The sequence below is a fragment of the Marivita sp. S0852 genome (assembly GCF_046591575.1).
In the GTDB taxonomy this organism is placed as follows: Bacteria; Pseudomonadota; Alphaproteobacteria; order Rhodobacterales; family Rhodobacteraceae; genus Marivita.
The window spans coordinates 702,066-714,321 of the sequence record NZ_JBIQWA010000001.1; the positions used below are offsets into that span (position 1 = coordinate 702,066).

A 12,256-nucleotide genomic window follows, 5' to 3' on the forward strand; every position below is an offset into this window, starting at 1 on the left:
CCTGCCCTATGGGTTAGGAATTCATTGAATCGAAGAATTCAGAATTTGTCTTGGTCTGTTTGAGTTTACCGATCAGGAATTCGATAGCATCGGTGGTTCCCATCGGGTTCAGAATTCGACGCAGAACAAATGTTTTCTGCAGATCGACCTTGTCCACCAACAGCTCTTCTTTCCGCGTTCCGGATTTGAGAATATCCATTGACGGGAAGACACGTTTGTCCGCGACTTTACGATCAAGCACGATCTCGGAGTTCCCCGTGCCTTTGAATTCTTCAAAGATCACTTCATCCATCCGGCTGCCCGTGTCGATCAATGCCGTGGCGATGATGGTCAGCGAACCGCCCTCTTCGATGTTCCGTGCGGCACCAAAGAAACGCTTGGGCCGCTGCAGTGCGTTGGCATCGACACCGCCGGTAAGAACTTTACCCGAAGACGGAACGACAGTGTTGAACGCTCTACCAAGTCTTGTGATCGAATCAAGAAGAATAACAACATCTCGTTTATGTTCGACAAGGCGCTTTGCTTTTTCGATCACCATTTCCGACACCGCGACGTGCCGGGTTGCGGGTTCATCAAAGGTCGAGGACACAACCTCACCTTTTACAGACCTTTGCATGTCGGTCACTTCTTCGGGTCGTTCATCAATAAGAAGAACGATGAGATAACACTCCGGGTGATTCCGCTCGATCGAATGTGCGATGTTTTGCAGAAGAACCGTTTTACCCGTACGCGGTGGCGCCACGATCAGCGAACGCTGGCCTTTGCCGATGGGCGCAACAAGATCAATGATCCGCGCGGACCGGTCTTTGATAGTCGGGTCTTCGATTTCCATTTTCAAACGCTCATCCGGATAGAGCGGGGTCAGGTTGTCAAAGGCGATCTTGTGACGGGCGCGTTCCGGTTCCTGAAAGTTGATCTGACTGCAATTGGCCAAGGCAAAATAGCGTTCGTTGTCTTCTGGTGCCTTGATCTCGCCATCGATAGTATCACCTGTCCGAAGCGAAAATTTGCGGATCATTTCTGGCGACACGTAAATATCGTCAGGACCAGGAAGATAGTTGGCTTCGGGTGACCGCAGGAAACCAAACCCATCCTGGAGCACTTCTAGCACGCCATCCCCGAAGATTTGCCAACTTTCATCGGCACGTTCCCGAAGAATCTGGAACATGATCTCGCCCTTGCGCATCGTGGATGCGTTTTCGATCTCAAGCTCTTCGGCCATCGACAACAGGTCTTTGGGGCTTTTCGCCTTCAGATCGGCAAGGTTCAACTTTTCGGTCATGATATATCCTGGACCATCGGTAAGTGTGGTCGTCTTTAGTGTCTCTTAGGAAAGTGCCATCCAGAACAGGACTGTGCTGCTCTTAGCCGAGCCGTTCCGAGCTGTCAAACGACCAACCTTTCTTTAAAAAATTAAGAGAAAAGTAAGGTTTTGGTTGTTTGTTGTGCGCCAGCAGGGCTGTGGATTAACATTTTATACCAGAGTTATCCAGTGAGGGTATCTCTGTGGGTAGGTCTGTTAATTTTCTTAGAGAAAGCAAAATTTAGATCATATCTATCTGATAAATAGAATGATTTTATGCACAAACTCCGGTGTATTTCTTAGGAACGACTTTGTTTGTTAAGAGTTGTCAAAGTCAACAAGTTATCCAATTCACAGGCAGAACAAGATGCGGGTAGGTTCTGAACGGTTCGGTGAGCTGTGAAACAGCTTGCCGCGGCTTGGCCTTTTCCTCAAAACACTCCGTGAAACAAACCTGACTTGTCCGCGGAGTTGTCCACATGAATCTCGATCTGGTTTTGGCGTCCGGGTCCGATATCCGCGCAAAGATGCTGCGCAACGCTGGTCTGAGATTCGATGTTCAGGTTGCGCGAATCGATGAAGAGGCAATTCGCCGATCCCTTGAGGCAGAGGAGGCATCGCCACGCGACATTGCCGATACATTGGCAGAAATGAAAGCGCGCAAGGTTGCTGACAAACTTCCTGGCGCGCTTGTGCTGGGATGTGATCAGGTGCTGTCCGTCGACAAACAGGTGTTTGGTAAGCCACAGAGCATTGCTGAGGCCAAGGTTCAGCTACAGCAGCTGAGGAATCGTTCGCATACTTTATTGTCGGCAGCGGTTCTGTACGAGGACAGCGCGCCAAAATGGCGTCATGTTGGCGTCGTTCGGCTTCGTATGCGTGATTTTTCCGATATGTATCTGGATGACTATCTTGAGAGAAACTGGGAGAGTGTCCGCCATTCTGTCGGCGGATATAAGCTTGAAGAAGAAGGCGCACGGCTGTTCACACAGGTGCAGGGTGACTATTTCACGGTTTTGGGCCTTCCTTTGCTTGAGCTTTTGAACCATCTCACACTAACCGGACGGATTGACGGATGAGTGACAGTAAAATTCCCCTCGCTGGCGTCATTGGCCACCCCATCGCACATTCCAAAAGTCCAAATGTTCACAATTATTGGATCAGGAAATATGGTCTGAAGGGGCATTACGTTCCGATCGACATAGACCCCGAAAAGATCAAGGACATGCTGCCCCGGTTGGCGGATCTTGGGTTTGTTGGGGCCAATGTGACCATCCCGTACAAGGAAACCGTGATGGATATTGCGGATCTGATTACGGATCGTGCCACCCTGATCGGGGCGGCGAATACCCTGATTTTTCGCAAAGATGGCAGAATTCATGCCGATAATACAGACGGTTACGGATTTATTGAGAATATTCGCCAAACTGTTCCGGATTGGACTCCAACAAGTGGGCCAGCGGTTGTTTTCGGTGCAGGTGGTGCTGCGCGGGCGGTGATTGCGTCTCTTATTGATGTGGGTGTTCCAACGATCATGCTGACAAATCGCACGCGCATCCGGGCAGAGAAATTACGCGATGATTTTGGTCAGCGCGTTCAAGTGGTTGAATGGGTGCAGGCCGGTAATGTGCTTGAGGATGCAGATCTTGTTGTGAACACTACGTCACTTGGCATGACCGGAAAAACCGAAATGCGCGTCCCACTTGATGGGTTGCGTCCGGGAATCATTGTCAATGATCTTGTGTATTCGCCATTGCGGACACGATTGCTCGCAACCGCCGAAGAGCGCGGTTGCAAAACTGTCGACGGGTTGGGCATGTTGCTTCATCAAGCGGTTCCCGGTTTCGAGCGGTGGTTTGGCAAACGCCCCGTGGTCGATGAAAATGTCCGTGCGGCGGTTTTGCGGTGACGTTCAAGCTTGGGCTTACCGGGTCTATCGGCATGGGCAAATCTACCACCGCGCAGATGTTTGCAGATGCCGGATGCGCCGTTTGGGATGCGGATAATGCGGTTCACCGTTTATATGAGCGGGGTGGAGCTGCGGTCCCTTTGATCGAAGCGGCGTTTCCAAGCGCTGTTTCAAACGCGCAAGTCGACCGGACAGCCTTGAAGCGCATTATCATGACGACTCCTGTTGCGTTAAAGAAGATCGAAGAGATTGTTCATCCTTTGGTTCAAAAGGATCGGGCAGAGTTTGCAAAAACCGCGACGGCGGAGATACTTGTTTTTGACATCCCGCTGTTGTTTGAAACCGGGGCCGAGAAAGAGATGGATGCCGTTGTATGTGTCACTGTTTCACCTGAACTTCAGGAAGAACGGGTTTTGGAGCGGGGTACGATGACGCAGGATCAGTTTCTAGCCATTCGCGACAAACAGATGCCGAATGATGAGAAAGTGCAGCGGTCTGATTTTGTGATCACCACCGAGACTCTTGAGGATACGCGCCGTCAGGTTCACACTGTTTTGAACCAGATCAAGAAAGATATGAGTGATGCGTGAAATCGTACTGGATACCGAGACAACCGGTTTTGAACCTGAACAGGGCGACCGGATTGTCGAGATTGGCGCGGTGGAGCTGTATAATCATGTGCCGACAGGCCGTACCTATCATCAATATATCAACCCTGAACGATCCATGCCGCAGGACGCGTTCGAAGTGCATGGCCTTGGTGATGATTTTCTGCGTGACAAACCCGTGTTTGCAGATATCGCGCAAGCCTTTGTTGATTTCATAGAAGACGCGACCCTTGTCATTCACAACGCCGCGTTTGACATGAAGTTTTTGAATGCGGAATTGACGTGGCTTAAACGCCCGGTCATTCCCATGTCGCAGTCATTGGACACGTTGGCCATTGCGCGGCGCAAATTTCCGGGCTCGCCTGCGTCGCTTGATGCGCTGTGTCGTCGCTTTGGGATCGACAATTCGTCGCGCACATTACACGGCGCATTGCTCGATTCCGAAATTCTGGCCGAGGTGTATCTTGAGCTGATTGGCGGCAAACAACCGGATTTCGGATTGAGTGTATCGCAAGGCAGATCCGGATCGGGGGAAATGGGCGAGGATTGGCGTCCGACCGCACGACCGGTGCCGTTGCCCTCTCGGATTTCGGAGAGCGAAAAGGCGGCACATGCCGCCTTTGTTGAAACGCTAGGGGATGCTGCGCTTTGGAAGCGCATGTAACGTCTAGGCGTTCGCCGTTTCCGATTGCTGTGATTGCGCACGTCGCGCCAATTCTGTGCGATAAAGCTGAAGGAAATCAATCGTTTCCAGGTTAAGCGGTGGAAAGCCACCATCGCGTGTGACGTCACTGACAATGCGGCGCACGAAGGGAAAAAGCATGCGCGGACATTCAATCAGAAGGAACGGATGAAGCTGGTCTTCCGGGACGTTTTCGACGTGGAATACACCGGCATATTCAAGCTCCAGCACAAAAAGCGTGTCGCCGCTTTCCTTGGCTTTTGAGTTGATCTGGACCTTCAGGATCACCTCGTATTGGTGATCTGCCGTGCGTTTCTTTGCGTCCAGATTGACTTGCAGCTGCACATCCGGCTGCACGTCGCCCTGAACACCCTTTTGCGCAAGGATATTTTCAAACGACATGTCCCGCACGAATTGCGCGAGAACATTCATTTTGATGGGTGCCGGCTGTTCAGCGGCCCCATTCGAAGCGGTTTCTGGCGTGTCAGCCATGTGTCTCTCCCTGAGATCGAGCAATTGATCGGTTCAGCGCTGCATATCAGCCACAGATCAGAGCCTCAATGCTTGGTCCAACCGGAACCATTCTGTGTGGGTTTTTTCGTATCGGTGACATCCTTAAAGTCGGCATCAATCACCGTGTCGCGCGGACGCCTGTGTCGTGGGTCTTGTTGAAACGGGTCGTTTTGTGAGCCCATCTCAAAGCGCTGTACCTTGATGCGTTTGCGCAGATATCCAATGATCGCCAGCCGGATCGGCGGGGCGAGAAGGGCAAATCCAACCGCATCCGTGAAAAATCCGGGTGTCAAAAGCAATGCACCGGCAACCAGGATCATCGCCCCATGCGCCAGCGGTTCGGACGGATCTTCAAGATTCGAGAATGAACCACGCAGGTTGTCCATTGCCGCCAGACCCTGCGATCGGACCAGATACGTACCGATAACCGCGGTCAGGATCACAATCCCGAGTGTCGGCCAAAGACCGATAACGCCCCCAATTTGAATGAATAAACCGATCTCGACCAAGGGAACGAGCAAGAAAGCCACAAACAGCCACATAACAGGGCACTCCTTTCAGCGGGCGTGCGGTGGACTATGCACGGCCCGTCACCTACATAAGAGCACAACGTTGACGTTTCCACTTTGGTCTGGGCGAGGTCCTGATGAATTCTCCGCTGATACAGCTTTTGGTGCTTGCTGGCATCGCCGTGTTTTTGATCCTGCGCTTGAAAAGCGTTTTGGGAACACGGGACGGTTTTGAAAAGCCGCCGCTTCCACAACAAGATACCCGCTCATCCTCTCGGCCGGACCTGGAGGTGATTGAAGGAGGGCCAGATCGCGACATTGTTGATCACGTTGATGAACATAGCGATGCGGCCGATGCCCTGGCGCGTATGAAACGTGCTGAACCATCCTTTGGCGTTGCGGATTTTCTGGGCGGCGCACGCGGTGCCTATGAAATGATCCTCATGGGGTTCGAGCGTGGTGAACTTGCAGAGATCAAGCCCTTTCTAAGCGAGGATGTCTACGAAACATTTGCCGAGGTGGTCGAGGCGCGTGAAGCGCAGGGACTCACGATTGAAGCCGAATTCATCGGTGTTCGAGAGCTGTCCCTGGTGGATGCCACATTCGATGAGGCAACACGCACGGCCGAGATTTCGGTGAAGTATGTTGGCGAACTGACGTCTGCTGTCCGCGACAGCTCGGGCGAGATTATCGAAGGATCGTTGACGCAGATGAAGCGTCAAAAAGATGTTTGGACATTCTCGCGTCGCATGGGTGAAGATGACCCGAACTGGCAGCTTATCGCCACGGGCGAATGATCCGAAGGCTGGGCGCAGCCATTCTCCTGAGTCTACTGGTGGCAGGATCTGCTGTGCCGAACGAGACGGACACACATTACGCCATCCTCGGGTTCGAGGATCTTGAGGGCTGGGCAGATGATGATCATGCCGCAGCCCTTTCGGTTTTCAAAAACACGTGTGCGGATCTGGATGAACCTGATTGGTCCTCGCTTTGTGCCCTGGCCTTCGATGCCAAGGACTCGCGGCAATTTTTTGAACTGTTTTTCCGCCCGCTGTTGATCACTGACGGGAACACTCCTTTGTTCACCGGGTATTTTGAACCCGAACTGAGCGGATCACCCGTGCCCACCACCCGATATCGCCATCCGGTTTACCGAATGCCACCCGAAGCACGCGACACGCGTCCATGGTTGACGCGACAAGAGATTCTGACAAGCGGGGTCATGTCGGGCCGAGGGTTGGAAATTGCCTGGGTTGATGATCCTGTGGAACTGTTTTTCCTTCAGGTGCAGGGGTCTGGACGTATCCGGTATCCCGACGGGCGTGTTATCCGTGTTGGATATGGCGGAGCGAATGGGCACAATTATAGCTCGATCGGGCAAGAACTTGTGCGCCGCGGCACCTATCAGGCGCATCAGGTTTCAGCCGAGGTGATAAAAAACTGGGTGCGTCGCAATCCTTTTGACGGAGAGAGCCTGCTGTTTCACAATAAATCCTATGTTTTCTTTCGTGAAGTCAGCCAGGTTCCTGCCGACAAAGGTCCGCTTGGTGCGATGAACCGCTCTATCACGCCGATGCGGACGATTGCGGTCGACCCGGCATTCACGTCATTGGGTGCGCCTGTCTGGATTGAAAAAGATGGCGAAACCCCATTGCGCCGTCTGATGATTGCACAGGATACCGGCTCGGCGATCAAGGGGGCACAGCGTGCGGATATTTTTTTTGGAACCGGGGATCAAGCGGGTCAAGCGGCAGGCCGGATCAAAGACCCGGGACGCATGGTGGTTTTGATGCCGATCCAACGCGCCTATGCGTTTATTCCGGAATCGCTTCAATGAGCCGTCGGAAACTTCGCGCTGAAGAACGTGCGCTTTGGCAAAAGGTGGCGCATTCCACCACACCTTTGCCAGAGGCGCTGCGGCGCGAAGCGCAAACACCGGAACCGGCTGTTCCCTCTGCGCCGCGTCAAGACAGCCTCGATTTGCCAAAAGCGTTCGGCATTTCAACCGCGAAACCCCTGCCCCATGGTCAGATCACCACGCCGCAACCTGTCCAGCGCGGCAAGCCTGCGATGGACAAGAAAACTTTCGGCAGAATGCGACGCGGCAAACTGGTTCCAGAAGCGAAAATTGACCTTCATGGGATGACCCTCGATCAAGCGCATCCCGCGCTGACGCGGTTCATTATGACGTCCTATTCCCGCGGTTTTCGCCTTGTGCTGGTGATCACCGGCAAGGGACAGCGGGACGATCCCCATGATCCGATCCCCCGCCAAAGGGGCGTTTTGAAGCGTCAGGTACCATTATGGTTGAAAATGGCACCCCTGCATTCAGCGGTTCTCGAAGTCAGCGAAGCGCATGTGCGCCATGGCGGTGGCGGGGCTTATTATGTGTATTTGCGCAGAACGTCGCGGACGTGATCAGCGACAAGCTGTGGTGCCTCTTCGTGTAAAAGATGCCCGTATCCCGCATAAGGGATGACCGTTGCGTCGGGCATTGATTTGGCTGATGACACAACGGTCTTCGGCGGCACGGTTTTGTCATTTTCACCGATCAGAAAGGTGCAGGGCACGTCGATCCGGGGCAGGTCAGCTAACAAACCGTCCAGCTTCCATTGCGCCATCATCAATAATGTTCCGTCGATATGAGCGCGGTTTTGAAACAATCGGGCGTAAAGGTTCAGACCCTCTGACGATATGTTTGACCCTGTCGTCCCCAGCATCGAAATAACCTGCCCAGGGTCCGACATACGTCGTTTGACCATGTTCACCATAAGGGGGCTCATCGCGACCATCCGTGCGGCCATGGGAAAAAGAACGCCGGTCAGCCCCTTAAAGGGTGTCAGCGCCGGATTAACGGCAATCAGCGGGACCGGTCCATCCGAGTTTTGCAAGATGCGCAAGGCCAGTGCGGCACCGGCGGAATGTGCAAGAATAGCCTTAGGTGCCCAGCCCTCATGCGTCAGCAGACTTTGTACGTCTTGCGCCATCAGTGACAAAGACGACCTGTGCCGCGACCCAAGTCTGGTTTGTCCATGACCGGGAAGGTCGATGGCGACTACGTGAAAATCCTTTGCCAGATCGGTCATCACATCTCGCCAGGAATGTGTTGATCCGCTTGCGCCATGCAACAGCAGAACGGTCTCGCCCTGGCCCATTTCCTGAACGTGCCAGTGATGGGGGCGGACATCGACAAACCGCGAATGTGCCGCATGAGGCCAGGCTGTTAGGGTTTCGGCGACACCCATGACATCATTCGCCCAATGCCGTTTCGATGGCACGGCTCAGCCCTTTGGAATCGGCGCGGGGCAGCGCGATATACTGGGCACCCATCACGTCGCACAGGGCGCGCAAATCCCGATGCGGGCGTACAGACGTGTCGATCATGGCGCTGGGTACATTCAACGCTCGAATATGGCGCGCCATCGCTTGAGCATCCTCTTGCGCCGCCTGACGCCCGGTTTTTCCGGGAAGTGGAACATTCGCGCGTCCGTCTGTCAGAATGGCAATGGACGGGGACAACCCTTGCGCACGTGCTCGTTGGGCCAGCTCTGCCGAGGCTTTCAGTCCTGACGCCAGTGGGGTGCCGCCCCCACCGGGAAGACCGGCCAATCGCCGCTTGGTTTGAACCAAGGATCGGGTTGGCGGTAAAATAAGATCGGCAGCTTCGCCGCGAAACGCAATCAGCGCAACATGGTCGCGGCGCGCATAGGCATCTGCCAACATCAGCTCAACCGCGCCTTTCGCTTCGGCCAGTCGGGCCACCGCAGATGATCCAGAGGCGTCGACGGCGAAGATCACCAGCCGGTCTGATACCTCCTGATAATTGCGCACATGAATGTCTGAGGGGCGGATTTGAATGCCGGACCTGCCAGGGTGTTGACGCTTTCGGATCGTTTGCCAGGGCACCGCTGCCCGCAATGTCGCAACAAGGTCAATCCGGTTGCCACCGTCCAACCGACCAGGGCGCGACGGCAATGGCCGTCCGCGACGATTACCGCGTTTTTTCTGTCCTGCCCCGCCGCTTCCTGATGCGGCTTTAACTCGGCCTGTGCCTTCCAACATGGACAGCACATCAAACGGCAACATCGCCTTGACCGCGTCGATCAACAAATCGTCCGGCAGGGTCAGATCAGACTCGTCCTGATCGGGGCTTTGGGTGTCAGGCTGATCGTCTGGCTGTGTGTCGCTTTGATCAGGCTCTTCTTCGTCTTCGTCAGCGGGCATTTGCGTGGCGCGATGGGCATAGACAAGCTGGACAGCGACCATAAGATCATCATCAGTGACTGTTTCGCGACCATTGAGGGCCGCATGCGCCCGCGCCGCGGCAAGAGCCAGAACAGGGGCGCGCAATGACACGATGCCAAACCGGGCTGCTGTGACCGTCAAGGCAGCGGCTGTCTGGTCTGGAATGGAGATTGTGTTCAGGCGGTTTCGGGCGTCCTGAATCGTGTCTTTCGACAGAACCAGTTCGGCCAGTTCGACATGCCGCAGACCTTCCAGATCTACCCGAAATGCAAGGCGCTCTGTCAAAGTTTGCGGCGCAATTTCGTCGTCTTCTGCGCCTTCGTCCAAAAGGATAAGGCAATGCTCCATTGCAGTATCCAGGGCTTGTGCCAACCGTGCGGCAAGACCAGGTTCGCACCGTTCGGCCATAGTGAAAACAAGGGGCGTTGGTGTTTCAAGAATTCCTTTCGACCGAACGACGTTGCCCCGCGTCAGCGTTTCACCAACGTCTATGCCGCCGAACAGCTGTAGATCGCTGATTGCGGGCGAAATCCGGCGGGCGGAAGGAAAGAGCTGTTTGATCGGTTTGCAAAATGCGTCGCGCACCGGACCGGCGCGTGATCGCAGATGCAGCCCGCCAAGCCCGTTGGGATCGACCGCCAGAAGCGACAGGGCCAACTGGCCTTGCACCTGAATGCCGGTCCGATCTTCTTTCATGCAAACACTTCCTCAACAGTGCGCATAATACGTGTCGAAGACCCCGCATCGTCAAGAGGATCGCGGCGCAGCCGGTGGCTCAGCGCCATTGGGGCAACGGATCGAAGATGCTGACGATCGACTTTGGGGCTGCCTTCATACGCGGCAAGGGCGCGCGCGGCACGCAAGAGGGTCAGTTCACCGCGCAGCCCGTCGGATCCGATTGCCACACACAGACCTGCGCAGTCCCGCAAGGTTTCATCCGGTGCGTCAATGTCACCAAGGTTGGCGCGCGCGGTCAGAATGCGATCCCGGATTTTTGCATCTTCCGGAGCCCAGTTTTTCACGAAACTGTCCGGATTGATGTCAAATGCGGCACGGCGCCGGATCACCTCTACGCGTTCATCAATGTCATCCGGGGACCGGACTTCGACGGACAGGCCGAACCGATCCAGAAGTTGAGGGCGCAGTTCGCCTTCTTCGGGATTGCCTGATCCGACAAGGACAAAGCGCGCGTCGTGGCGGACGGACAGACCTTCTCGTTCGATGACGTTTTCACCTGATTGTGCAACATCCAGCAAAAGGTCGACCAGATGGTCTTCAAGAAGATTGACCTCGTCGATGTAAAGATAGCCACGATTGGCCTTGGCCAGCAAACCCGGCTCAAACGCTTTTTCCCCGCGGCTTAACGCACGTTCGATGTCCAGCGCGCCGACAAGCCGGTCTTCTGTAGTACCAAGCGGAAGATCCACGACAGGGGTCGGGGCGGTGATGACCTCGCCTGTGACGGGTTCGGCCCAATCCGGCATATCGTCCAGCGTTTCGGCATTGGTCGGGCTGCCCTTCAGTTTGGAAATCTCTGGCAACAAAGCGGCCAATGCCCGGACGGCCGTGGATTTACCTGTCCCGCGATCGCCAAAGACCAGAACACCGCCAATTCCGGGATCAACGGCCGTCAGAACCATGGCGAGCTTCATTTGATCCTGGCCGACAATGGCCGAGAAAGGGAAAGGATGTCTCATGCGGCAACTTCCTTGAGAATTCGAGGGGATTGGCCTTCCCAACTTCCGGTTTCCCCGGCGATGCGGAAACGCGCATATAATTCTTCGCGAAACCATTGGCCGTCGCGGACAGCGCGAATGGCGTGTGCGTGTGGCCCGTCCACACGGGCAAATTCTGCCATGGATTTGGAATCGGGCCAAATTGAAAATGTGATCTGTTGCAGCAGGGGCAATTCCCCAATTCCGATTTTGAACATCACATTCGGGTCTTGCCCGATGACACCGCTGATATCGGGCACGCGTTTCCAGAATTGCGCGGCAACCGAAGGGCGGACCGTTGCGCGCGTCAATGCCGCGATAGGCCCGTCCGAAGGCGGTGTTTCTTCTATGAACGGCGTCTGACCAGACCAGACCCCGCGCGCCGAATACGGCGTCAGGAACAAGGTCCAGTTTTCAGAGGCGTGTTTTCTGTATTTCTGGAACAACGGCTCGGATGCAATCGCGTCCCGTGCGCGGGATTCGTCAGACCACACGGTCAGGATGGCGTAGACAGCTGTGTTCGGCATGGGGGTAAACCCCTCGCCCGTACCAGAGCCGCACAGTTTCCAGAATTCAAGCCCATCGATTCGCGGCAGCGACAGGCGCGCGGCACCCATCATGGACAGCGCCCAAAGCCGCGTAAGCGGTGTTGCAAAGCGATAAAAGCTAAGACTTACGGTCTGCATTTCGGTTCCCATAGTGTCAACTTAGTCTGACACATTTCAGCGCAGTATGAAAGATAGATAATTTTAAGCCATCTTTTTCTGCGAAA

The 12,256-nt window shown here is 54.8% G+C and carries 14 protein-coding genes; 7 read left to right on the plus strand and 7 right to left on the minus strand.

The features are described from left to right. Nucleotides 1-13: 13 nt before the first annotated feature. The gene (rho, locus tag ACG74X_RS03405) at nucleotides 14-1,285 is read right to left on the minus strand and encodes a transcription termination factor Rho (RefSeq protein ID WP_411232882.1); all 1,272 of its coding nucleotides are present in this window, start codon (nucleotides 1,283-1,285) and stop codon (nucleotides 14-16) included. A 497-nt stretch (nucleotides 1,286-1,782) separates the two neighbouring features. Between rho and ACG74X_RS03410 the strand changes: the two genes are divergently transcribed. Genes ACG74X_RS03410 through dnaQ form a run of 4 tightly spaced genes read left to right on the plus strand, consistent with a single transcriptional unit; the run spans nucleotide 1,783 to nucleotide 4,484 of the window. Continuing rightward, nucleotides 1,783-2,382 (plus strand): Maf family protein, encoded by a 600-nt coding sequence (locus ACG74X_RS03410; protein WP_411232731.1) that lies wholly within the window; start codon nucleotides 1,783-1,785, stop codon nucleotides 2,380-2,382. Next, complete coding sequence (locus ACG74X_RS03415; protein WP_411232732.1) at nucleotides 2,379-3,212, plus strand: shikimate dehydrogenase; 834 nt, start codon at nucleotides 2,379-2,381, stop codon at nucleotides 3,210-3,212. Before ACG74X_RS03410 ends, ACG74X_RS03415 begins: the two co-directional genes overlap by 4 nt. Next, nucleotides 3,209-3,802 (plus strand): dephospho-CoA kinase, encoded by a 594-nt coding sequence (gene coaE / locus ACG74X_RS03420; protein ID WP_411232733.1) that lies wholly within the window; start codon nucleotides 3,209-3,211, stop codon nucleotides 3,800-3,802. Before ACG74X_RS03415 ends, coaE begins: the two co-directional genes overlap by 4 nt. Beyond that, the gene (gene dnaQ, locus ACG74X_RS03425; protein WP_411232734.1) at nucleotides 3,795-4,484 is read left to right on the plus strand and encodes a DNA polymerase III subunit epsilon; all 690 of its coding nucleotides are present in this window, start codon (nucleotides 3,795-3,797) and stop codon (nucleotides 4,482-4,484) included. The genes coaE and dnaQ overlap by 8 nt, the downstream gene beginning before the upstream one ends. Nucleotides 4,485-4,487: 3 nt before the next feature. Here the strand turns inward: dnaQ and secB are convergent, their stop codons facing one another. Together secB and ACG74X_RS03435 are read right to left on the minus strand one after the other, a co-directional pair. Beyond that, nucleotides 4,488-4,994 (minus strand): protein-export chaperone SecB, encoded by a 507-nt coding sequence (gene secB / locus ACG74X_RS03430; RefSeq protein WP_411232735.1) that lies wholly within the window; start codon nucleotides 4,992-4,994, stop codon nucleotides 4,488-4,490. A gap of 65 nt (nucleotides 4,995-5,059) precedes the next feature. Beyond that, a complete protein-coding gene (locus ACG74X_RS03435) occupies nucleotides 5,060-5,557 on the minus strand; it encodes an FxsA family protein (RefSeq protein WP_411232736.1) in 498 nt (165 codons plus the stop codon). Nucleotides 5,558-5,661: 104 nt separating this feature from the next. Here ACG74X_RS03435 and ACG74X_RS03440 point away from each other — a divergent pair, with 104 nt between their 5' ends. Genes ACG74X_RS03440 through ACG74X_RS03450 form a run of 3 tightly spaced genes read left to right on the plus strand, consistent with a single transcriptional unit; the run spans nucleotide 5,662 to nucleotide 7,942 of the window. Beyond that, entirely contained in the window at nucleotides 5,662-6,321 is a 660-nt protein-coding gene (locus ACG74X_RS03440; protein WP_411232737.1) for a Tim44/TimA family putative adaptor protein, read from the plus strand. Next, a complete protein-coding gene (locus ACG74X_RS03445) occupies nucleotides 6,318-7,361 on the plus strand; it encodes a murein transglycosylase A (RefSeq protein WP_411232738.1) in 1,044 nt (347 codons plus the stop codon). The genes ACG74X_RS03440 and ACG74X_RS03445 overlap by 4 nt, the downstream gene beginning before the upstream one ends. Further along, nucleotides 7,358-7,942 carry a Smr/MutS family protein gene (locus tag ACG74X_RS03450; protein WP_411232739.1) on the plus strand — a complete coding sequence of 195 codons (585 nt, stop codon included), beginning with the start codon at nucleotides 7,358-7,360 and terminating at the stop codon, nucleotides 7,940-7,942. The genes ACG74X_RS03445 and ACG74X_RS03450 overlap by 4 nt, the downstream gene beginning before the upstream one ends. Here the strand turns inward: ACG74X_RS03450 and bchO are convergent. The 4 genes from bchO to crtA are packed head-to-tail and all read right to left on the minus strand — an operon-like array spanning nucleotide 7,909 to nucleotide 12,170. After that, a complete protein-coding gene (gene bchO / locus ACG74X_RS03455) occupies nucleotides 7,909-8,802 on the minus strand; it encodes an alpha/beta fold hydrolase BchO (RefSeq protein WP_411232740.1) in 894 nt (297 codons plus the stop codon). The genes ACG74X_RS03450 and bchO overlap by 34 nt on opposite strands. Further along, nucleotides 8,774-10,465, minus strand: a complete 1,692-nt coding sequence (locus ACG74X_RS03460) for a magnesium chelatase subunit D (RefSeq protein WP_411232741.1) — start codon at nucleotides 10,463-10,465, stop codon at nucleotides 8,774-8,776. Before ACG74X_RS03460 ends, bchO begins: the two co-directional genes overlap by 29 nt. Further along, a complete protein-coding gene (gene bchI, locus ACG74X_RS03465; RefSeq protein ID WP_411232742.1) occupies nucleotides 10,462-11,466 on the minus strand; it encodes a magnesium chelatase ATPase subunit I in 1,005 nt (334 codons plus the stop codon). Before bchI ends, ACG74X_RS03460 begins: the two co-directional genes overlap by 4 nt. Continuing rightward, the gene (gene crtA, locus ACG74X_RS03470) at nucleotides 11,463-12,170 is read right to left on the minus strand and encodes a spheroidene monooxygenase (protein ID WP_411232743.1); all 708 of its coding nucleotides are present in this window, start codon (nucleotides 12,168-12,170) and stop codon (nucleotides 11,463-11,465) included. Before crtA ends, bchI begins: the two co-directional genes overlap by 4 nt. Nucleotides 12,171-12,256: the final 86 nt, after the last annotated feature.